Source organism: Mesorhizobium sp. WSM1293 (assembly GCF_000513875.1).
Taxonomy (GTDB): Bacteria; Pseudomonadota; Alphaproteobacteria; order Rhizobiales; family Rhizobiaceae; genus Mesorhizobium; species Mesorhizobium ciceri.
This window is the reverse complement of the sequence record NZ_KI911320.1, coordinates 11042-34282: the sequence shown is the minus strand read 5'-3', so window position 1 is coordinate 34282 and position 23241 is coordinate 11042. Positions and strand designations below refer to the sequence as shown.

At 63.0% G+C, this 23241-nt stretch carries 16 protein-coding genes; 12 read left to right on the top strand and 4 right to left on the bottom strand.

Annotated features, from left to right (window positions below):
* Entirely contained in the window at window positions 1-1938 is a 1938-nt protein-coding gene (cysN, locus tag M729_RS0132735; RefSeq protein WP_024503688.1) for a sulfate adenylyltransferase subunit CysN, read from the top strand.
* A gap of 10 nt (window positions 1939-1948) precedes the next feature.
* Window positions 1949-2740, top strand: coding sequence for a 3'(2'),5'-bisphosphate nucleotidase CysQ (gene cysQ / locus M729_RS0132730; protein WP_027164096.1), 792 nt, complete (start codon window positions 1949-1951; stop codon window positions 2738-2740).
* 14 nt (window positions 2741-2754) lie between these two features.
* On the opposite strand, the gene M729_RS0132725 is transcribed toward cysQ, so the two are convergent.
* The 4 genes from M729_RS0132725 to M729_RS0132710 form a co-directional block, all read right to left on the bottom strand.
* Window positions 2755-3897 carry a DegT/DnrJ/EryC1/StrS aminotransferase family protein gene (locus tag M729_RS0132725; RefSeq protein WP_024503690.1) on the bottom strand — a complete coding sequence of 381 codons (1143 nt, stop codon included), beginning with the start codon at window positions 3895-3897 and terminating at the stop codon, window positions 2755-2757.
* A 247-nt stretch (window positions 3898-4144) separates the two neighbouring features.
* Complete coding sequence (locus M729_RS0132720) at window positions 4145-5068, bottom strand: carbohydrate kinase (protein ID WP_027164095.1); 924 nt, start codon at window positions 5066-5068, stop codon at window positions 4145-4147.
* Entirely contained in the window at window positions 5065-5511 is a 447-nt protein-coding gene (locus M729_RS0132715; RefSeq protein ID WP_027164094.1) for an RbsD/FucU domain-containing protein, read from the bottom strand. The genes M729_RS0132720 and M729_RS0132715 overlap by 4 nt, the downstream gene beginning before the upstream one ends.
* Window positions 5511-6737 (bottom strand): ROK family protein, encoded by a 1227-nt coding sequence (locus M729_RS0132710; RefSeq protein WP_024503692.1) that lies wholly within the window; start codon window positions 6735-6737, stop codon window positions 5511-5513. The genes M729_RS0132715 and M729_RS0132710 overlap by 1 nt, the downstream gene beginning before the upstream one ends.
* 228 nt (window positions 6738-6965) lie before the next feature.
* Here M729_RS0132710 and M729_RS0132705 point away from each other — a divergent pair, with 228 nt between their 5' ends.
* The 10 genes from M729_RS0132705 to M729_RS0132660 all read left to right on the top strand — a co-directional run bounded on the left by M729_RS0132705 (window position 6966) and on the right by M729_RS0132660 (window position 23234).
* A complete protein-coding gene (locus M729_RS0132705) occupies window positions 6966-7982 on the top strand; it encodes a sugar ABC transporter substrate-binding protein (RefSeq protein WP_024503693.1) in 1017 nt (338 codons plus the stop codon).
* Window positions 7983-8141: 159 nt separating this feature from the next.
* Window positions 8142-9203, top strand: coding sequence for an ABC transporter permease (locus M729_RS0132700; RefSeq protein ID WP_013532703.1), 1062 nt, complete (start codon window positions 8142-8144; stop codon window positions 9201-9203).
* Complete coding sequence (locus M729_RS0132695; RefSeq protein ID WP_224621066.1) at window positions 9179-9988, top strand: ATP-binding cassette domain-containing protein; 810 nt, start codon at window positions 9179-9181, stop codon at window positions 9986-9988. Before M729_RS0132700 ends, M729_RS0132695 begins: the two co-directional genes overlap by 25 nt.
* Window positions 9989-10220: 232 nt before the next feature.
* Window positions 10221-12689, top strand: coding sequence for a glycogen/starch/alpha-glucan phosphorylase (locus M729_RS0132690; RefSeq protein ID WP_024503694.1), 2469 nt, complete (start codon window positions 10221-10223; stop codon window positions 12687-12689).
* A 108-nt stretch (window positions 12690-12797) separates the two neighbouring features.
* A complete protein-coding gene (gene glgB, locus M729_RS0132685; protein WP_027164093.1) occupies window positions 12798-15011 on the top strand; it encodes a 1,4-alpha-glucan branching protein GlgB in 2214 nt (737 codons plus the stop codon).
* Between the two features lie 52 nt (window positions 15012-15063).
* On the top strand, window positions 15064-16329 hold the full coding sequence (gene glgC, locus M729_RS0132680) for a glucose-1-phosphate adenylyltransferase (protein ID WP_027164092.1): 1266 nt from the start codon (window positions 15064-15066) through the stop codon (window positions 16327-16329).
* A gap of 3 nt (window positions 16330-16332) precedes the next feature.
* Window positions 16333-17778, top strand: a complete 1446-nt coding sequence (gene glgA, locus M729_RS0132675; protein ID WP_027164091.1) for a glycogen synthase GlgA — start codon at window positions 16333-16335, stop codon at window positions 17776-17778.
* Window positions 17779-17781: 3 nt separating this feature from the next.
* Window positions 17782-19410 carry an alpha-D-glucose phosphate-specific phosphoglucomutase gene (locus M729_RS0132670; protein ID WP_027164090.1) on the top strand — a complete coding sequence of 543 codons (1629 nt, stop codon included), beginning with the start codon at window positions 17782-17784 and terminating at the stop codon, window positions 19408-19410.
* Between the two features lie 199 nt (window positions 19411-19609).
* Window positions 19610-21625 (top strand): glycogen debranching protein GlgX, encoded by a 2016-nt coding sequence (gene glgX / locus M729_RS0132665; protein WP_027164089.1) that lies wholly within the window; start codon window positions 19610-19612, stop codon window positions 21623-21625.
* The gene (locus M729_RS0132660) at window positions 21612-23234 is read left to right on the top strand and encodes an alpha-glucosidase family protein (protein WP_027164088.1); all 1623 of its coding nucleotides are present in this window, start codon (window positions 21612-21614) and stop codon (window positions 23232-23234) included. Before glgX ends, M729_RS0132660 begins: the two co-directional genes overlap by 14 nt.
* Window positions 23235-23241 lie beyond the last annotated feature (7 nt).

Below are 23241 nucleotides of genomic sequence, written 5' to 3'. Positions count from 1 at the left end.
ATGCGCCACATCATGGCAAAGAGCCTCGCCCCCACCGACGGCGTTCGCGACTATCTGGCGGCGCAGGAGAAGAAGTCGCTGCTGCGCTTCCTGACCTGCGGCTCGGTCGATGACGGCAAGTCGACGCTGATCGGGCGCCTGCTGTCCGACACCAAGCAGATTTTCGAGGACCAGCTCGCCGCGCTCGAACGCGATTCGCGCAAGCATGGCACGACGGGCGACGACATCGATTTCGCGCTGCTGGTCGACGGCCTCGAGGCCGAGCGTGAGCAAGGCATCACCATCGACGTCGCCTACCGTTTCTTTGCCACGCCGAAGCGCAAATTCATCGTCGCCGACACACCTGGCCACGAGCAATACACCCGCAACATGGCCACCGGCGCCTCGACCGCCGACCTGGCGATCGTGCTGATCGATGCCCGGCAGGGTGTGCTTCGCCAGACAAGGCGACATTCGATCATCGCCTCGCTGCTCGGCATCCGGCACGTCGTGCTGGCCGTCAACAAGATCGATCTTGTCGATTTCGATCAGACGGTTTTCGACCGGATCGTCGAAGACTACGGGCAATTCTCGCGCGATCTCGGCTTCCAGACGATTGTGCCGATCCCGATGTCGGCCCGTTATGGCGATAATGTCAGCCGTCGGTCGGAAAGCATGGAATGGTATTCCGGCCCAACGCTGATCGAGCATCTCGAAACCGTGTCGGTCGACCAAGCGATGGTCGAACTGCCGTTCCGTTTCCCGGTCCAGTATGTCAATCGTCCCAATCTCGACTTTCGCGGCTTTGCCGGCACGGTCGCTTCCGGCTCGGTTGCGCCCGGCGACGAGGTCGTTGTCGCCAAGTCGGGCAAATCCTCGCGCGTCAAGCGGATCGTCTCGTATGGCGGCGATCTCGCCCAGGCGGCTGCCGGACAGGCCGTCACGCTCGTCCTCGACGACGAAGTCGAAATCTCGCGCGGCAACATGCTGGTTTCGCCTGCCGCACGGCCGCAGGTCGCCGACCAGTTCGCCGCCAATATCGTCTGGTTCGACGAGCATGCGCTGCTGCCGGGCCGCTCCTACATCCTGCGCACCGAGACCGACCAGACCAGCGCCACCGTCACCGATCTGAAATACCGGATCAACGTCAACGACTTTGCCCATGAAGCGGCCAAGTCGCTCGAAATGAACGAAGTCGGCATCTGCAACATCTCGACGCGGACGCCGATCGCCTTTGATCCCTTCGCCGAAAACCGCACAACCGGCGCCTTCATCCTGATCGACCGCATCTCCAACGCCACGGTCGGCGCCGGCATGATCCTGCACTCGCTGCGCCGCGCCGAAAACATCCATTGGCAGTCGCTCGATGTCGGCAAGCGCGTGCGCGCCGACATGAAGAACCAGCGGCCCGCCGTGTTCTGGTTCACCGGGCTGTCGGGATCCGGCAAGTCGACCATCGCCAACCTGTTCGAAAAGAAGCTGTTCGCCACCGGCCGTCATACTTATATCCTCGACGGCGACAACGTCCGTCACGGTCTCAATCGCGATCTTGGCTTTACCGATGCCGATCGCGTCGAGAACATCCGCCGCGTCGCCGAGGTGGCGCGTTTGATGGCCGATGCCGGGTTGATCGTCATTGTTTCGTTCATTTCGCCGTTCAGCGCCGAACGGCGCATGGCACGTGAATTGATGGCCGACGGAGAATTCGTCGAGGTGTTCGTCGATACGCCCTTCGAGGAATGCGCCAGGCGTGATCCGAAGGGCCTCTATGCGCGCGCGCTGAATGGCGAGATCAAGAATTTCACCGGCGTCGATTCCCCTTATGAAGCGCCGGAAACCCCGGAGATCCATCTGCAGACACTCGGCAAATCGGCCGAAGAGATGGTCGACGCCCTGGAACACTGGCTGAACGAGCGCGACATTGCCGAAGACCAATACGATAGCGGCGGCGGCATCTGACGACAGGCTGATGCTTGAAATCTTCGAGCGCCTGGCCTTGTCGGCCGGGCGCGAGGTGATGCGCGTGTTCCACGCCGGCTGTGCGGTTGACCGCAAGTCCGACGCCTCGCCGGTGACCGAGGCGGACCGCGAGAGCGAAAAGATCATTCTCGCCGGACTGCGTGCCGCATTTCCCGATGTCCCCTGCGTGGCCGAGGAAGAAGCTTCCGCCGGCATCGTGCCGCCCGACCTAAATGGGGCTTTCTTCCTGATCGATCCGCTCGACGGCACCAAGGAATTCGTCAACCGCCGCACCGATTTCACCGTCAACATAGCGCTGGTACGCGATGGCGTGCCGGAAGTCGGCGTCGTCTTTGCGCCCTGCACTGGCCGCTTCTTTTCCGGCCTGCCGGGAAGGGCGGAATCTCTCGAGATCGATGGCGGCTACCAGATCGTCGGCCGCCGGCCGATCTCGGTGAGAACGGCCGTGGCGCCGCTGGCCGTCGTCGCCAGCCGTTCCCACAACACGCCGGAAACCGAGGCCTATATTCGCGACCTTGGTGCCGCCGAAATCGTCTCGGTCGGTTCGTCCTTGAAATTCTGCCTTCTCGCCAGTGCCGAGGCTGATGTCTATCCGCGCTTCGGCCGCACCATGGAATGGGACACGGCGGCAGGCGACGCCATCCTGCGCGCCGCCGGTGGCATGACGCGCACGCTCGATGGCCAGCCTCTGGTCTATGGGAAGCGCCGGCAAAGCGACGACGAGGATTTCGCCAATCCGCATTTCATTGCCAGCGGCGGGGCAGGGGTCAGCCCCGCCTGAGAAGGCCCGGTAGCTTACTCGGCCGCTGCCTGCGCCGAATTCGAGCCTATATAGTTGCGGATCGTCTCGATGATGCGGTCCTGGTCGGCTTCGCTGAGATAAGGGTGCATCGGCAGGCACAGGATCCGCTTCGGCAGGTCTTCCGAAACGGCAAGGCCGGTCGGCGTACGCGGATAGTCGCGATAAGCGACCTGGGCATGCAGCGGCTTCACATAGTAGATGACAGACGGAATGCCCTTTTCGCCGAGATGCGCCCTCAGCCCGTCGCGCTTCGGCGTCTCGATAGCGTATTGCGCCCAGGCCGAACGGCTGCCGTCCAGATTGCGGGCGGCGGTAACGACGTCGCCAAGCCCATCGGCATAGCGCTTTGCCACGACCTGCCGGGCGACCATCTCGTCTTCGAGAATGGCCAGCTTCTCGATGAGGATCGCCGCCTGTATCGTGTCGAGCCGCGAATTGATGCCGACGCGGACATTGTCGTACTGCGTCTCGCCCTTGCCATGAAAGGCGAACGAGCGAAGCTGTTCGGCCAGCGCATCGTCATTGGTGAACATCGCGCCGCCGTCGCCGTAGCAGCCAAGCGGTTTTGCCGGATAGAAGCTGGTCGAGCCGACCGCACCGAAGGAGCCGCACATCTTGCCGTCGAGCGAACCGCCCATCGACTGGGCGGCATCCTCGATCACCATCAGGCCTTCGCGGTTGGCGATCGCCATGATCGCCTCGTAATCGGCGGCAAGGCCAAACAGATCGACGGGAATGATTGCCTTCGGCTTCAGCCTTCCTTCCTTCTTGATCATGGCAATGGCCGCTTCGAGGCTGGCAATGTCGATGTTGTAGCTGTGCGGGTCGACATCGACGAACACCGGCTCGGCCTTGGCCAGCGCCACCACTTCGGCGGTGGCGGCGAACGTGAAGCTCGGCACGAACACCGCGTCACCCGGGCCGACGCCGGCTGCAAACAGCGGCAACAGCAGCGCGTCGGTGCCGTTGGCGCAGGCCACGACATGCTTGGTACCGATATAGGCGGCAAGCTTGTTCTCGAATTCGGTGACTTGCGGGCCAAGAATATAGCGGCCCTCGTCGACGACACGGTCGATCGCGGCCTTCAGCCGGTCGCGGATTCGTTCGCGCTGCGCGCCTAGATCGATGAACTGCATGTCGGCCTCAAAATGGGTTAGCCAGATAATCGGCCGCTGGTACCAGAGTTGCGCTTGCCGAGAAAGCCGGGCAGGCGGAGCCCTAAATTGCGGAAGTGTCGCAGTCCGTTACCAGTTTTCCCGGCGAATGTCAGTCAGATGCCGGAAATCCGGGCTTCGTCGGGCGCCATCCCGCCCTTATAGCCTTGGAAAGAGCCCCTGCGAAACATAAAGTGATCGATTGGGCTCAACTTATGTTGAGCGTTGCTCAGGCGATTTCATGTCGCCAGGGTGGGTTGGCGCCGGCCCGCGACACGGTCACTGCCGCCGCCTTCGCGCCGAGCGCCAGCGCCTTATGGATGGCGTCTTCCGACAGTCCGGAAATCGCCGCCTTCGTCAGCAGGCCTTGCTCGTGCAGCGAGGCGAGGATGCCGGCGTTGAACGTGTCGCCGGCGCCGACCGTGTCGACCACCTCGACCCTTTCGGGCATCACCGTGACGGCGTGCTCCTTGCTGTAGCCGATCGCGCCTTCGCCGCCATGGGTGACGACGATCAGCTTCGGACCGCGGTCCAGCCAGTTGCGGATGACATCCTCATGCGAGCCGGCTTCGCCGAACCAGTTCAGGTCTTCGTCCGACAGTTTCACGATGTCGGCCATCGCCATCATGGTGCGAATGCGCTTGAGGTGCTTGGCCTTGTCCGGGATGAAGTTCGGCCGGATGTTGGGATCGAGCATCATGACGCGGCTTTCATGCTCGCGCCGCATGAACTCTTCATAGGCACTGCCGGCGGGCTCGGAAATCAGGCTGATGGCGCCGAACAGCATGGCTTCGATCTCGTTGCCGAGCTGCGGCAAATCGTCGATCGTCAGCATGCGTCCGGCGGTGTTCTCGTCATAGAAAGTGTACGTCGCCTGGCGGTTGGTGAGCTTGACGAAGGCCAGCGTGGTTGGCCGTGGCGAGGTGTGTGCATAGGTGGAACTGACCTTGCTCGCCCCAAGCGCATCCCGGAATTGGCCGCCGAACAGATCCGACGACAGGCCGGAAAAGAAGCCGGCCGGCGCGCCGAGCCGGCCAAGTGCGATTGCCGTGTTGAACACGGCGCCGCCGACATAAGGCGCAAAGGCCGGCTCGCCCGCTGTCGTCGTGCGCGGCAGCATGTCGATCAGGGCTTCGCCGCAGCAGAGAATCATGGCTTCTTGGTCTCCGGCGGATAGATCACGCCCTTGCGTATGATGATGTTGGCGTAGAGCCGCGGCTCGCTTGTCGCGACGATGGCATGCGCCGATTTGACCCGTGCATAGAAGTCGGCGCCGGCCAGCGCAACCACCTTGCGGCCTGGTACCCGTTTGGCGCAGATCGCTTCGATCTCATGATGGACAGGATCGGCAAGCGAGGGATCGCCTCGGACCGAGGCGCGAAACAGCGCCTCCGGCACGGCGTCATCGACAGGCAGGACACTCAATATCGCGTCGAGTACCGGGATAAGAGGGTGGCCATCGGCGCGTACCAGTCGGGTTGCCTGCTGTTCCGCCGGATAGTTTCCGTCGACAAGGGCGATTTCGTCGCCATGGCCCATGCCGCGCAGGATCGCCAGAAGCTCCGGACCGAGCAGCGCCGGGATTCCGATCAGCATCAGGCGCTCCTGGAAATCGTCGTCGAGCCGATCAGGAAGCGTTCGGAAAGCGGCAGGCTGGCGCCGCCGAGCGCCCGGGCATGGATACCGACGGTTCCCTCGCGAATGGCGGGCAGCTTCAAGCCTTCGCCGTCGATCGTGGCGATTGCCGCAATGATGGCGTCGACCAGCTGGCGGCGCACCGCCTTCGGCATCCAGCCGTCGATCACCGCCGCTTCGAAATCGATGATCGAGGATGCGGCGACGATGGCGTAAGCGAGCGCCCTTGAGGCGCTGGCGATCCAGCCGTCGAGTTCGGGTCCGATCTCGCCCCAGTCTTCCGGCGAGGTCCACAGATGCGAGGCCTCGATGCCGCGCGCATTGAGCGCCTTTTCGAGCATGGCGATGGAAGCGACATCGATCAGTTGGGTCGGCTTGCCGTCCGGCCCGGGCACGGGCATGGAGCCGAGCGCTCCGGCATTGCCGGTCGGGCCGCCGAAAAGCCGGCCGTTCAGCACGATGCCGCCACCGGCAAAGGCGCCGATATAGAAATAGACGAAGTCACGCGCAGCGCCCGCCTGCCCGAAGACGAGTTCGGCGCCGCAGGCCGACGTGGCGTCGTTCTGCAAATAGACCGGAAAATCGCATTGCGCCTGGATGTCGGCCCTGATGTCGCGGTGACGCCATTCGTCCATCACGTCGCGCGGGGCGCCGGCGGTATCGGCCCAGTTCCACAATTCGAACGGCATGGCGATGCCCAGCCCGGCGATGCGCTTGTCTTGCGCGGGCGTGAGCTCGCCGCGCATCTGCCGCATGCCGTTGCTGACGAAGTCCACCGTCTCGCGCGGCGCCGGGTAGCGATAGGAATGCTGCAGCATCGAACGGACATTGCCAAGGAAATCGATCAACACCAGTTCAGCGCTGCGGCGGCCGATCTTCAGGCCGATGAAGAAAGCGCCTTCGGGATTGAGCGCCATCGGGATGGAAGGCTGGCCGATCTTGCCGCGCAACGGCGCCTGACGCAGCAGGAGGCTTTCTTCCTCCAGCTCGCGCATGATGACGGAAACCGTCTGCGCCGAAAGTCCGGTCATGCGGGCGATGTCGGATTTTGCCAGGCTGCCGTGTTGACGCACCAGCGACAGCACCAACCGCTCATTGTGGTCGCGCATGCCGCTCTGGTTGGTGCCGCGGTGAATGAGACTGTCATTCACCTCGGGCGAACCGTGCCTCGCAATGGCCGTTTCCACCCTGTTCCTCCCGTCGTTTCCCCTCAATGCTTTTGGGCCAGAATGGGTGAACGAAGCAATGCTGTCAATAATAAATAAGAGTGATTTAATTATTGACAGGGGCTTCGGCCTGGTGTCTGTTAAGGCAGCGTCCACGCTGGGAGAATTTCGTTGGATGCGCTGCAGGTGCCGGTTGGCCGGCATCGGAATGGTTCCACTGGGAGGAAAATCGTGACCAATACAAAATTGTTGAAATCGACCGTGTTTGCCGCCGCGGCTCTGGGGCTGATGGCGTTTGCCTCGTCCGCATCCGCCGCCGGTGTCGGCGCCTGCCTGATCACCAAGACCGACACCAATCCCTTCTTCGTCAAGATGAAGGAAGGCGCGACCGCGAAGGCCAAGGAGCTCGGCGTCGACCTCAAGACCTATGCCGGCAAGATCGACGGCGACAGCGAGAGCCAGGTCGCGGCGATCGAAAGCTGCATCGCCGACGGCGCCAAGGGTATCCTGATCACCGCATCCGACACCAAGGGCATCGTGCCGACCGTGAAGAAGGCGCGTGATGCCGGCCTGCTGGTGATCGCGCTCGACACGCCGCTCGATCCGATCGACGCCGCCGATGCGACCTTCGCGACGGACAATCTCGAGGCAGGCAAGCTGATCGGGGCCTGGGCCGCCGCCACGCTCGGCGACAAGGCCAAGGACGCCAAGATCGGTTTCCTTGACCTGACGCCTTCGCAGCCGACTGTCGACGTGCTGCGCGACCAAGGCTTCATGATGGGCTACGGCATCGACGTGAAGGATCCCAACAAGATCGGCGACGAGACCGATCCGCGCATCGTCGGCCATGACGTCACCAACGGCAACGAAGAGGGCGGCCGCAAGGCGATGGAGAACCTCCTGCAGAAGGACAACACCATCAACGTCATCCACACCATCAACGAGCCGGCCGCTGTCGGCGCCTATCAGGCGCTCAAGGCTGTCGGCCTCGAAAGCCAGGTGCTGATCGTTTCCGTCGACGGCGGCTGCCCCGGCGTGAAGTCGGTGGCCGAAGGTGTCATCGGCGCCACTTCGCAGCAATACCCGCTGCAGATGGCTGCACTCGGCATCGAGGCGATCGCCGCCTTTGCCAAGGACGGAACCAAGCCGAAGCCGACCGAAGGCAAGAACTTCTTCGACACCGGCGTCAACCTGGTGACCGACAAGCCGGCCACCGGCGTCAAGTCCATCGACACCAAGGAAGGCCTCGCCAAGTGCTGGGGCTGATGCCGTTCTGACCGGCATCCAAGGAACCTGAGCGGTCGGGGCTTGATCCCCGGCCGCTTCGGGTGGACGATGGCTCGCGTGGCCGCGAACAATCCCGGCAGCAGACCGGAAAGGCGTGGACTGGCGTCGGCGTTTGGCTGAAGCCTACGGGGAGAAAACATGGCTCAAGCTCAGGAATTCGAGAAGGTTCTCTCGAGCAGCGACACCAGCGTTGCTGCTTTTGACGAGCACAAATCGGCCGTCAAGCGTATCCAGCATTTCTTGCATTCGACGCCGGCCGCGGTGCCGCTGATCGTCCTGGTTCTGGCGATCATCGTCTTCGGCATCACCATCGGTGGGCGTTTCTTTTCGTCCTACACGCTGACGCTTATCCTGCAGCAGATCGCCATCATCGGCATTCTGGGGGCTGCGCAGACATTGGTCATCCTGACCGCGGGCATCGACCTGTCGATCGGTGTGATCATGGTGATTTCAGCGGTGATCATGGGCAATTGCGCGGTCTCCTACGGCATGCCGAGCGCGCTCGCAGTGGCGATCGGGCTTGCCGCCGGCGCCGCCTGCGGGCTGCTCAACGGGGTGCTTGTCGCCTACATGAAGCTACCACCCTTCATCGTGACGCTTGGCACCTGGAACATCGTCATGGCCACGAACTTCATCTATTCGGCCAACGAGACGATCCGCGACACCGACGTCGATACCCAGGCGCCGCTGCTGCATCTCTTTGCCATCAGTTTCAAGGTCGGCACTGCGGTGCTGACGCTCGGCGTCATTGCCACGGTCCTGCTCGTGATGATCCTCTGGTACGTGCTCAATCACACGGCGTGGGGCCGCCATGTCTACGCCGTTGGCGATGACCAGGAGGCGGCGAAGCTGTCGGGCATCCAGACCAAGAAGGTGTTGATGACGGTCTACACCTTGGCCGGCCTGATCGCCGCTTTCGCGGCCTGGGTCTCCATCGGCCGCAACGGCTCGATCTCGCCGTCGGCTGCCGTCACCGACTACAATCTGCAGGCCATCACCGCGACGGTGATCGGCGGTATTTCCCTCTTCGGCGGACGCGGCTCCATCCTGGGCACGCTGTTCGGCGCGATGATCGTCGGCGTCGTTTCCATGGGCCTCAACATGCTGGGCGCCGATCCGCAATGGAAGGTGCTGCTCACCGGTGTGCTGATCATCGGCGCCGTGGCAGTCGACCAATGGATCAGAAAGGTGTCGGCATGACCATGACCCAGGAACCCATCCTCACCGCGCGTGGCCTGATCAAGCGCTATGGCCGTGTCACCGCCCTCGACAATGCCGACTTCGACCTTTATCCCGGCGAAATCCTCGCCGTCATCGGCGACAACGGCGCCGGCAAGTCGTCGCTCATCAAGGCGATTTCCGGCGCGGCCGTGCCCGACGAAGGCGAGATCCGGCTTGAAGGCAAACCCGTCGCCTTCAAATCGCCGATGGAGGCACGCGAAGCCGGCATCGAGACCGTCTACCAGAATCTGGCACTGTCGCCGGCGCTCTCGATCGCCGATAACATGTTCCTTGGCCGCGAGATCCGCAAACCGGGTTTTCTGGGCGATTGGCTGCGTATGCTCGACCGTCCGGCGATGGAAAAGCGCGCCCGCGACAAGCTTACCGAGCTTGGCCTGATGACCATCCAGAACATCAGCCAGGCTGTGGAAACGCTCTCGGGCGGCCAGAGGCAGGGCGTTGCGGTGGCGCGCGCGGCCGCCTTCGGCAGTCGTGTGGTGATCATGGACGAGCCGACGGCCGCCCTTGGCGTCAAGGAAAGCCGCCGCGTGCTCGAGTTGATCCTCGACGTCAAGAAGCGCGGCCTGCCGATCGTGCTGATCTCGCACAACATGCCGCATGTCTTCGAAGTGGCCGACCGCATTCACATCCACCGGCTCGGCCGTCGCCTCTGCGTCATCGATCCCAAGCAATATACGATGTCCGATGCCGTGGCCTTCATGACCGGAGCAAAGGTTCCGCCCGAGGCAGCGCTGGCGGCCTGATACATGTCGCCCAAGTGCTGGAGGGTTGGCGGCACGGCAAGCACGGAACAGGAATTTGAAGCGCGTCGCGCGACCGTCTTGGCGCGTCACACTTGCGAATTGCCAAATTGCCGCAGGGGGCATGCCGGTTCGGGCATGTTTAAATCGATTGAATATATAGCGGTATCAGCTAGCATGGGCTGGGAGGAGCGATGAAAGCCGGTATGATCATGGCAACCGCACGAGAGGCATCATGACGAGCGCGATGACATCCGAACCCCTTCCTCCACTGCTCGAAAATCCTGATCCCAAGACACTCGCACGTGAAGTCTTGGTGGCCCTCAAATACCGGGTCGGCAAGGATACCACCGTTGCGACCCAGTACGACTGGCTGACCGCCTCGATCAAGGTCGTGCGCGACCGGATCGTCGATCGCTGGATGCAGGCGACGAAGGAGGCGTACGATCAGAAGGAAAAACGCGTCTATTATCTGTCTCTGGAGTTCCTCATCGGCCGCCTGATGCGCGATGCCTTCTCCAATCTCGGCCTGATGGACAACATGCGCGAGGCCCTGTCGTCCCTGGGCGTCGATCTCGATCTCATCGCCGCACTCGAGCCGGATGCCGCACTTGGCAATGGCGGCCTCGGGCGGCTTGCGGCCTGCTTCATGGAAAGCATGGCGACCGTCGACATTCCCGCGCATGGCTACGGCATCCGCTACGCCAACGGCATGTTCCGCCAGGAGATTCACGACGGCTGGCAGGTCGAATTGCCTGAAACCTGGCTCGATCACGGCAACCCGTGGGAATTCGAACGCCGTGAGCGCTCGTTCGAGGTCGGTTTCGGCGGTTCGGTGGAATCGATCACCTCCAAGGACGGCCGCCTCGAACGCCATGTCTGGAAGCCGACCGAGCATGTGCTGGCCGTCGCCTATGATACGCCCGTCGTCGGCTGGCGGGCCAACCGCGTCAACACGCTGCGGCTCTGGTCGGGCATGCCGGTCGATCCGATCCTGCTCGACAAGTTCAATGCCGGCGACCACATCGGCGCGCTCGCCGAAAGCAACAAGGCCGATGCCTTGTCGCGCGTGCTCTATCCCGCCGATTCCCACAAGGCCGGGCAGGAACTGCGGCTTCGGCAGGAATATTTCTTCTCCACCGCATCGCTGCAGGACATCGTCCAGCGCCATCTCAGCCAATATGGCGACCTGAAGTCCTTGCCCGACAAGGCTGCGATCCACCTGAACGACACCCATCCGGCCATCGCTGTGCCGGAGTTGATGCGCCTGTTGATGGACGTCCACGGCATGGACTTCGATCAGGCCTGGGACATCACCCAGCGCACCTTCGGCTACACCAACCACACGCTGCTGCCCGAGGCGCTGGAAAGCTGGCCGGTGCCGCTGTTCGAGCGGCTTTTGCCGCGCCACATGCAGATCGTCTATGCCATCAACGCCGAAGTGCTTCTGGAGGCGCGTGCGTCCAACCAGTTCTCGGACGAGCAGATCGGCCGCATCTCGCTGATCCAGGAAAATGGCGACCGCCGGGTGCGCATGGGCAATCTGGCCTTTGTCGGTTCGCACTCGATCAACGGCGTTTCGGCGCTTCACACCGACCTGATGAAGGAGACGGTGTTCGCCGATCTGCACAAGCTCTATCCCGATCGCATCAACAACAAGACCAACGGCATCACGCCGCGGCGCTGGCTGATCCAGTGTAATCCCGGGCTGACGTCGCTTGCCCGCGAGGCGATCGGCGACCGCTTTCTCGATGACATCGACGCCATCAAGGATCTCGACGGTTTCGCCGGCGATGCCGCCTTTCGCGACAAGTTCGCCGCCGTCAAGCGAGCCAACAAGGCGCGGCTGGCCAACCTCGTCGCCGACCGGCTCGGCATCAAGGTCGATCCCTCGGCGCTTTTCGACATCCAGATCAAGCGTATCCATGAATACAAGCGCCAGCTTCTGAATATCCTCGAGGCGATCGCCCTCTACGACCAGATCCGCTCGCATCCCGAGCGCGACTGGATGCCGCGCGTGAAATTCTTCGGCGGCAAGGCGGCGCCCAGCTACCACAATGCCAAGCTGATCATCAAACTCGCCAACGATGTCGCCAAGGTCATCAACCGCGATCCGGCCGTGCGCGGTCTCCTGAAGGTGGTGTTCGTGCCGAACTACAATGTCAGCCTTGCCGAGATCATGATGCCGGCCGCCGATCTGTCCGAACAGATCTCGACCGCCGGCATGGAAGCGTCGGGCACCGGCAACATGAAGTTCGCGCTGAACGGTGCGCTGACCATCGGCACGCTCGACGGCGCCAATGTCGAGATCAAGGAATGCGTCGGCGACGACAACATCTTCATCTTCGGCCTGACCACCGCCGAGGTCGCCGAGCGGCGCAACAACGGCTACGATCCGCGCGCCGTCATCGAAGGCTCGCCTGAGCTGGCGCAAGCGGTTGCGGCTGTTTCGTCAGGCGTCTTCTCGCCGGACGATCCGGAGCGTTACCGCGATCTCATCAACGGTCTCTACAACAGCGACTGGTTCATGGTTGCCGCCGATTTCGATGCCTATGCCGCCGCCCAGCGCGAGGTCGATGCGGTCTGGCGCAACAGTCCCGACTGGTACGCCCGGGCAATCCGCAACGTTGCGCGTGTCGGCTGGTTCTCCTCCGATCGCACGATCCGCCAATATGCGAAAGAAATCTGGAACGTGCCTGTCTGATGTGATTGCATGAGGCCGCAAACAATGTGGTCCCGGTGATGTGAATTTGAATGTTGGATTCACATCACTAGAAACAAACACTTGGTGCCCGGGGAGGGACACTGCCTGATGAAGAAGCCGCGCGCGACCGCTGCGACAAGCGGGCCGGATGGACTGGCGCCAGCCGGCGATGTCGCGGCGATTGTTGCCGGCACGCACGGAGATCCCTTCGCCGTCCTTGGTGTCCATGAGGTCGGCAAGAGCCTGTATGCCCGGTGCTTTGTTCCGAATGCCGAATTCGTCACCGCCTACACGCTGACCGGCACCATCGCGGGTGAATTGTCCAGGCGCGACGATGGCGGCTTTTTCGAAGGCAAGCTCTCGATCAAGAAGCGGCAACCCCTGCGCTATCATGCCAGGAACGCCGGCGGCGACTGGTGGCTGACCGATCCCTATTCGTTCGGTCCGGTGCTGGGCCCGATGGACGATTACTACATCGCCCAAGGCTCGCATCTCAGGCTGTTCGACAAGCTCGGCGCCCATGTCATTGATCACGAAGGCGCCACCGGAGTGCATTTCGCCGTCTGGGCTCCCAATGCGCGGCGCGTCTCTGTGGTCGGCGACTTCAACGAGTGGGACGGCCGCCGGCACACCATGCGAGACCGGCGCGACACCGGTATCTGGGAACTGTTCGTACCCGACATCGGTGCCGGACGACCCTACAAATACGAGATCATCGGCCCCGATGGTGTGAGGCTGCCGCTGAAGGCCGACCCGTTCGCCTTCAAATCCGAACTGCGTCCGGCTACTGCTTCGGTCGTGGCGGTGCCGCCGGCGCATGAGTGGGGCGACGAGGCGCATCGCAATTTCTGGCGCAATGCCGATCACCGGCGAGAAGCCATCTCGATCTACGAGGTCCATGCCGGCTCCTGGCAGCTTCGCGACGACGGAACGTTCCTGTCATGGGACGAGTTGGCCGACCGGCTGATCCCCTATGTGGTCGAGACCGGTTTCACCCACATCGAATTCATGCCGATCTCTGAACATCCCTACGACCCGTCCTGGGGCTATCAGACGACCGGCCTTTACGCGCCGTCGGCCCGCTTTGGGGACCCGGACGGCTTTGCCCGTTTCGTCGATGGCGCCCACCGCGCCGGCGTCGGCGTCATCCTCGACTGGGTGCCGGCACATTTCCCGGTCGACGCGCATGGCCTGGCCAATTTCGATGGCACCGCGCTCTATGAACATGCCGATCCGCGCAAGGGTTTTCATCCCGACTGGAACACCGCGATCTACAATTTCGGCCGCCGCGAGGTGGTGTCGTTCCTGGTCAACAATGCGCTGTTCTGGGCCGAGAAATACCATGTCGACGGTTTGCGCGTCGACGCGGTCGCCTCGATGCTCTACCTCGACTATTCACGCAAGGCCGGCGAATGGATCCCCAACGAGAAGGGCGGCCGCGAGAATCTCGAGGCGGTCAGCTTCCTGCAGAAGATGAACAAGGAGGTCTACGGCTATCATCCGGGCGTCATGACCATAGCCGAGGAATCGACCTCATGGCCGAAGGTCTCGGCACCGGTGCATGAAGGCGGCCTCGGCTTCGGCTTCAAGTGGAATATGGGCTTCATGCACGACACGCTGGAGTATTTCTCCAAGGAGCCGATCTTCCGAAAACACCACCACAACGACCTCACCTTCGGCCTGACCTACGCCTTCTCGGAGAATTTCGTGCTGCCGCTCTCGCATGACGAGGTTGTGCACGGCAAAGGCACGTTGCTTGGCAAGATGGCCGGCGACGACTGGCAGAAGTTTGCGACGCTACGCGCCTACTACGCTTTCATGTGGGGCTATCCCGGCAAGAAGCTGCTTTTCATGGGGCAGGAGTTCGCGCAGCGCCGCGAATGGAGCGAGGCGCGCGCGCTGGACTGGAATCTGCTGGAGTTCAGGCCGCATCGCGGCGTCTGGCAGACGGTGCGCGATCTCAACTATCTCTACCGTTCGCGCCCGGCACTGCACGGCCGTGATTGTGAGCCGGAAGGGTTTTCTTGGCTGATCGTCGACGACAGCCAGAATTCGGTTTTTGCCTGGCTGCGCAGCGCGCCGGGCGGCAGCCCGGTGGCCGTCATTTCCAATTTCACGCCGGTGCCGCGCGATAATTATCGCGTGCCGTTGCCGACATCAGGCAAATGGCGCGAGATCATCAACACCGACGCTTCTGAATATGGCGGTTCCGGCAAGGGCAATGGCGGCATGGTCGAGGCGCGGGCGGAGGAAGGAAGCATCGCCGCGACGATGCTCTTGCCGCCGCTGTCCACGATCATGCTCGAGCTCGTCGCCGACTGAACCCATCGACACTGAGTAACATGTCGAGATCGAGTAACTTGGGAGGGTAGAAATGGCAGACTTGAAACGGACCCAGCCGCTGGCGCGCGATGCCATGGCCTATGTATTGGCCGGCGGCCGTGGCAGCCGCCTCAAGGAACTGACCGACCGGCGCGCCAAGCCGGCCGTGTATTTCGGCGGCAAGACGCGCATCATCGACTTCGCGCTCTCCAACGCGCTTAACTCCGGCATTCGACGCCTCGGCGTTGCCACCCAGTACAAGGCACATTCGCTGATCCGTCATTTGCAGCGCGGCTGGAACTTCCTGCGCCCCGAGCGAAACGAAAGCTTCGACATCCTGCCGGCCAGCCAGCGCGTCTCGGAAACGCAATGGTATGAGGGCACGGCTGACGCCGTCTATCAGAACATCGACATCATCGAGGCCTACGGACCCGAATACATGGTCATCCTGGCTGGCGACCACATCTACAAGATGGACTACGAGATGATGCTTCGCCAGCACGTCGACGCCAATGCCGACGTCACCGTTGGCTGCCTCGAAGTGCCGCGCATGGAAGCCACCGGCTTCGGCGTCATGCATGTCGATGGCAAGGACAACATCATCGCCTTCGTCGAAAAGCCCGCCGATCCGCCCGGCATTCCCGATAAGCCGGAGTTTGCCTTGGCCTCGATGGGCATTTACGTCTTCAAGACCAAGTTTCTGATGGAGCAGTTGCGCCGCGATGCGGCCGAGCCGGGCTCGAGCCGCGACTTCGGCAAGGACATCATCCCCTATATCGTCCAGAACGGTAAGGCGATCGCGCACCGCTTCGCCAAGTCCTGCGTCCGCTCGACCGCCGAGAACGAGGCCTACTGGCGCGATGTCGGAACGGTCGACGCCTATTGGGAAGCCAATATCGACCTGACCGATATCACGCCGGAGCTCGACCTCTACGACCGCGACTGGCCGATCTGGACCTATGCCGAATTGAAGCCGCCGGCAAAGTTCGTGCATGACGAGGATGGCCGCCGCGGTTCGGCTGTGTCTTCGCTGGTTTCGGGCGATTGCATCGTCTCGGGGGCTTCGCTGAAAAAAAGCCTGATCTTCACCGGCGCGCGCATCAATTCCTATTCGACGCTCGAAGAAGTCGTCATGCTGCCCGACGTTCATGTCGGCCGGAACGCAAAGTTGAAGCGCGTGGTCATCGACCACGGTGTTAGGATACCGGAAGGGCTGGTGGTCGGCGAAGATCCTATTCTCGACGCCAAGCGCTTCCGCGTTTCCGAAAAGGGCATCTGCCTGGTCACCCAGGACATGATCGACAAGCTGGGGCTCTGACGCATGCAGGTTCTGTCGGTCACGCCGGAAATTTTCCCGCTCATCAAGACCGGTGGGCTTGCCGACGTGACCGGCGCGCTGCCCATTGCCTTGGCGGCCAAGGGCGTGACCGTGCGCACGCTCATGCCCGGCTTTCCGACCGTCATGGCTGCCTTCAAGAAAAAGCGGGCGGTTCTGCAATACCCCTTGCTGCAGGGCGGCAAGGCCTCTGTCCATTCCGTCCAACTCGCCGGGCTCGAACTGTTCGTGCTCGATGCGCCGCATCTGTTCGACCGTCCCGGCGGCCCCTATGGCAATGCGACTGGCGTCGACTGGCCAGACAATTGGCGGCGTTTCGCGGCGTTGAGCCAGGTCGGCGGCGACATCGCCGGCGGCGCCATCTCGGGCTACCAGCCCGACATCGTGCACGCCCATGACTGGCAGTCGGCGATGACGCTGGCCTATATGCGCTATGGCAAGGCGGTCGGCGTGCCTTCGATGATGACCGTCCACAACCTCGCCTTCCAGGGCCAGTTCGGCGCCGGCATTTTCGGCGAGCTTGGCTTGCCGGCGGCGGCGATGGCGCTCGACGGCGTCGAATATTATGGTGGTGTCGGCTTCCTCAAGGCGGGCCTGCAGGCCGCCTGGGCGATCACCACGGTCAGTCCGACCTACGCGCAGGAAATCCGCTCGCCCGAATTCGGCATGGGCCTCGACGGCCTCATCAACATGCGCTCCAGCGATCTCCATGGCATCGTCAACGGCATCGACACCGGCATCTGGGATCCGGAAACCGACAAGCATCTGGTGTCCAACTACACGGGCAGCACGCTGAAGGCGCGCGCACCCAACAGGGCTGCCGTGGAGGACCGCTTCAGCCTTGAGCGCGATGACAGCCCGATCGTCTGCGTGGTCAGCCGCCTGACCTGGCAAAAGGGCATGGACATATTGGCGCTGGTGGTCGACGGCATTGTCGCGACGGGTGCGCGGCTCGCCATCCTGGGATCGGGCGATGCCGGTCTCGAAGGCGCGCTGCTTGCCGCCGCCGCCAGGCATCGCGGCCGCATCGGCGTCGTCGTCGGCTACGACGAGGGGCTGTCGCACATCATGCAGGGCGGCTGCGACGCCATCGTCATTCCCTCGCGCTTCGAACCGTGCGGGCTGACGCAGCTTTACGGCCTGCGCTATGGCTGCGTGCCGGTGGTCGCGCGCACCGGCGGCCTCGCCGACACGGTCATCGACGCCAATGAGGCTGCCGTCTCTGCCGGCGTCGCCACCGGCTTCCAGTTCGCGCCCAACGATGGCGGCGCCCTCCTGCACGCTATCCGCCGCCTCGTCGACGCCCATGCCAGTCCGACGGTCTGGGAATCGCTGCAGCGCCAGGGCATGAAAGCCGATGTGTCGTGGGACAAGAGCGCCGAAAAATATGTCGAACTCTATCGTTCGCTGCTTTCGAAAAGGGTTGCCTGAAGCATGATACGGACCGTTCCCACCAAGCCTTATTCCGACCAGAAGCCCGGCACGTCGGGCCTGCGCAAGAAGGTGCCTGTCTTTCAGCAGGAGCACTATGCCGAGAATTTCATCCAGTCGATCTTCGACGCGCTCGACGGTTTCAAGGGCAAGACCCTGGTGATCGGTGGCGACGGCCGCTTCTACAACCGCGAGGTCATCCAGAAGGCCATCGCCATCGCAGCCGCCAACGGTTTCGGCAAGGTGATGGTCGGGCAGGGCGGCATCCTGTCGACGCCAGCCGCTTCGCATGTCATCCGCAAATACAAGACCTTTGGCGGCATCATCCTGTCGGCCAGCCACAATCCGGGCGGCCCGCATGAGGATTTCGGCATCAAGTACAATGCCGGCAATGGCGGCCCGGCGCCGGAAAAGCTTACCGACGCGATCTTCGAAAAGACCAAGGCGATTTCGAGCTTCAAGATTGTCGATATCGATCCGATCGACATCGACACAACAGGCACGGTCAAGGCCGCCGGCATGACGGTCGAGATCATCGATCCGGTCGTGGACTATGCTGCGCTGATGGAAAGCCTGTTCGATTTCGACGCCTTGCGCAAACTCTTCAAGTCCGGCTTTCGCATGCGCTTCGACGCCATGCACGCGGTGACCGGTCCCTACGCCAAGGAGATCCTGGAAAACCGGCTCGGCGCGCCCAATGGCACCTGCCGCAATTTCAAGCCGCTGCCGGATTTCGGCGGCCACCATCCGGACCCGAACCTTGTCCACGCCAAACACCTCTATGACGAGATGATGGGACCGGACGCGCCGGATTTCGGTGCCGCCTCGGATGGGGATGGCGACCGCAATCTGATCATCGGCAAGGGCATTTTCGTCACCCCGTCGGATTCGGTCGCCATGCTCGCCGCCAATGCGCGTCTGGCGCCCGGCTACAAGGCCGGTTTGAAAGGCATTGCACGCTCGATGCCGACCAGTGGCGCGGCCGATCGCGTTGCTGAAAAACTCGGCGTCGGCATCTATGAGACTCCGACCGGCTGGAAATTCTTCGGCAATCTGCTCGATGCCGACATGGCGACGATCTGCGGTGAAGAGAGTGCCGGCACCGGCTCCAACCATGTCCGCGAAAAGGACGGCCTGTGGGCGGTGCTTTTGTGGCTCAACATCCTTGCCGCGCGTGGCGAAAGCTGCAAGCAGATCGTCACCGAGCACTGGGCGACCTACGGTCGCAACTACTATTCGCGGCACGATTATGAAGAGGTCGAGAGCGACCGCGCCAACGCGCTGGTCGACGAACTGCGTGCCAAGCTCGGCTCGCTGCCTGGCACCAGCGTGCGCGGCCTGAAAATCGCCAGTGCCGACGATTTTGCCTATCACGATCCGGTCGACGGTTCGATCAGCGAGCATCAGGGCATCAGGGTTCTGTTCGAAGGTGGTTCGCGGGTCGTCTTTCGGCTGTCCGGCACCGGCACGTCGGGCGCGACGTTGCGCGTCTACATCGAGCGCTACGAGCCGGACAAGTCTCGGCACGATCTCGACACCCAGGCCGCCCTTGCCGATCTGATTGCCGCGGCTGACGATATTGCCGGGATTCACAGCCATACCGGCCGCCCCAAGCCGAGCGTGATCACTTGAGAGTGGCTGCGCGCGTTTCACCTTCTCCCCTTGTGGGAGAAGGTGGCCGAGCGAAGCTCGGTCGGATGAGGGGTGCTCCAGCTTGGCGCAAACCGATGTCCAGATCACTAACGCCGCGTTCCTTCCAACACCCCTCATCCGTCTCGGCGCTGCGCGCCGATCCACCTTCTCCCGCGAGGGGAGAAGGTGAGGCGCGGGCATGACCCAGCTCGGCGCCACAGTCACCCGCGAAGGCATCCGCTTTGCCGCCTGGTCGCAGGCCGCCCGTCGGCTTTGGGTCTCGATCTTCGACGAGCAGGGCATGCGGGAAATCGAACGGCTCGAACTGCAGCGGGAAGGCGAGGGCGTCCACGCGCTGTTCGTTGCAGGTCTTGGCTCCGGAACCCGCTACGGTTTCCGCGCCGACGGGGACTATGCGCCGGAGCATGGACTGTGGTTCGACCCCGACAAATTGCTGACCGATCCCTACGCCGTCGAGATTGACAGGCCTTATGCCTATGACTGGCGGCTGGCCAATCGCCGGGGCGAGGGGGGCGATACCGCGTCGCTGATGCCGAAGGCGATCGCGGCTGCGCTACCGAAGCCTGTGCAGGCTGCGCCGCCGCTCTTCCGCGCCGGCGGCCTGGTCTACGAAATTCCGGTGCGCGCCTTCACCATGCTGCATTCGGACGTTCCCGAAAAATTGCGCGGAACAGTCGCCGCACTTGCTCAACCGGCGATCGTCGAGCACCTGAAAAAACTCGGCGTTGGCGCGGTCGAACTGATGCCGGTGACCGCGTCGATCGACGAACGGCATCTGCCGCCGCTCGGGCTGCGCAACGCCTGGGGCTACAATCCCGTGACGTTCATGGCCCTCGATCCGCGCCTTGCGCCGGGCGGCATCATGGAACTGCGAAACACGGTCGCTGTGCTGCGCCAGGCTGGTATCGGCGTCATCCTCGACCTCGTCTTCAACCACACCGGCGAGAGCGACAGGCTTGGTCCCACGCTGTCGCTGCGCGGCTTCGACAACCAGGCCTACTACCGGCACACACCTGATGGCAGGCTGGCCAACGACACCGGTACCGGCAACACAGTCGCTTGCGACCATCCTGTGGTCCAGGAGATGGTCCTCGACACGCTTCGCCATTTCGTCAGGGATGCCGGTGTCGATGGCTTCCGCTTCGACCTCGCTCCCATTCTGGGGCGGGTCGAGGGCACATTCGATGCCGAGGCGCCGCTGCTGAGAGCGATGCGCGATGACGCACTGCTGGCCGATCGCGTGTTGATCGCCGAGCCGTGGGACATCGGCCCCGACGGCTATCAGCTCGGCAATTTTCCAGCGCCCTTCCTCGAATGGAACGACAAGTATCGCGACGATGTCAGACGGTTCTGGCGCGGCGACGCCGGCATGGTCGGCGCCCTGGCGACCCGGCTCGCCGGTTCGTCAGATGTGTTTGCCGCGAACGGGCAAGGCGCCAGCCGCAGTGTCAATTTCATCGCCGCCCATGACGGCATGACGCTCGCCGACATCGTGCGCTACGAGCGCAAGCACAACGAAGCCAATGGCGAGCAGAACCGCGACGGCCACAATGAAAACCTGTCCTGGAACAACGGCGTGGAAGGTGATGCGGACAACCCGGCCGTGGCAGCGGCTCGCCAGAACGATCAGCGCGCGCTGCTCGCCACGTTGTTTGCCTCGCGCGGCATCATCATGCTGACCGCGGGCGACGAATTCGGCCGCACCCAGCAAGGCAACAACAACGCCTATGCCCAAGACAACGAGATCACCTGGCTCGACTGGGCCGGCCGCGACCAGGCGCTGGAGCGCTACACAGCGGCACTCTCGAGGCTGCGCCGATCGATGCCGGCGCTTTCCGACACAAGCTTCCTCACTGGCCAGCCGCCGGCAGGTTCGGAGATACCGGACGTCGCATGGCTTGCTGAGACGGGCGCGCCGCTCGATGAACAGAGCTGGCAGGATCCGCAGCGGCACCGTCTTGTCATGGTCCTGAGTGGCGCCAGCGATGACGGCCGCCGTCTTGCGGTGCTTATCAACGGCGATCGCCGGGCCTGCATGTTCACCTTGCCTGAACGAGACGGATTCTTCTGGGCCCCAGATATCGAAGCGCCGGATGCGGCGGATATCTCGCGGCCAATATCCGGGCGGACGATGATCTTCATGATCGAACGAGCGCAGGCCGGCACAAGGGAGAAGCGCAATGGCGGCGAGTGACAAGAAGGGATGGTGGCGCGGTTGCGTCATCTACCAGATCTATCCGCGCTCCTTCCAGGACACGACCGGCGATGGCAGCGGCGATCTCGCCGGTATCACATCGAGGCTCGCCCATGTCGCCTCGCTCGGTGTCGACGCCATCTGGCTGTCGCCTTTCTTCAAGTCGCCGATGGCCGATATGGGCTACGACGTGTCGGACTACTGCGATGTCGATCCGATGTTCGGCACGCTCGAGGATTTCGATGCGCTGGTCGCCGAGGCGCATCGTCTCGGCCTGAAGATCATCATCGACCAGGTGCTGTCGCATTCATCCGACAAGCACGACTGGTTTGTCGAAAGCCGCGCCAGCCGCGATAACCCCAAGGCCGACTGGTATGTCTGGGCCGATACCAAGCCAGATGGCAGCGCGCCAAACAACTGGCTCTCCGTCTTCGGTGGCCCGGCCTGGGAATGGGATTCTACCCGCCGGCAGTATTACATGCACAATTTCCTCCCCTCGCAGCCCGATCTGAATTTCCACAATCCGGAGGTTCAGGACGCGCTTCTGGAAACTGTGCGCTTCTGGCTGGAGCGCGGCGTCGACGGTTTTCGGCTCGATACGGTCAATTACTATGTCCACGACCGCTGGCTGCGCAGCAATCCACCCTTGGCATCAAGCGTCGCCGGCACCAACAGCGAGACCAACACCTACCTTTACCAGGAGCACCTGTTCGACAAGACGCAGCCGGAAAACCTGGCGTTCCTGCGCCGCTTCAGGGCGCTGCTCGACGAATATGACGACCGTGCTGCCGTCGGCGAGATCGGCGATGAAGGCCGCTCGCTGCAGACGCTCGCCGCCTATACCTCAGGCGGCGACAAGCTGCATATGTGTTACACCTTCGACCTGCTCGGTCCGCAGTTCTCGGCCGCGCATGTGCGTGGCTGCGTCGAAGCCTTCGAGGCGGCCGTCTCCGACGGCTGGGTCTGCTGGGCCTTCTCCAACCATGACGTGGCGCGCCATGTCAGCCGCTGGACAAGGCCGGACAGCGAGCCCGACGCGGTCGCAAGATTCTCGATCATGCTGCTCGCCTGCCTGCGCGGCTCGATCTGCCTCTATGAGGGCGAGGAACTCGGGCTGGAGGAGGCGGAGCTGGCCTATGAAGATCTGCGCGATCCCGTCGGCATCCGCTTCTGGCCAGGCGTCAAGGGCAGGGATGGGTGCCGCACGCCGATGGTGTGGGAGGCCGGCGCCGACAATGCAGGCTTCTCCACGGCCAGGCCCTGGCTGCCGATACCGGCCAGCCATCGCGCTCGCGCCGTCGACGTCCAGAATGCCGACACGGTCTCTGTGCTCGCGTCCTACCGGGCTGCGCTGGCCTTGCGCGGGGAGCATGAGGCGCTGATATCCGGCTCGATCCGCTTTCTCGACGCCGAGGGTGACCTGCTCGCTTTCATCCGCGACGGTGGCGGTGAAAGACTGCTCTGTGTCTTCAATTTCGCCGGAGGACCGGCCAATTGGCCGTTGCCGGGGGACATCGGAGCGGTTGCGCAGCTGGATGGCAATGCCGCGCTCGTCGAGACTGAGCTTTTGCTGCCAGCGCTCGGAGCCTTTTTGGGCAGGCTCGACTGATATCCCG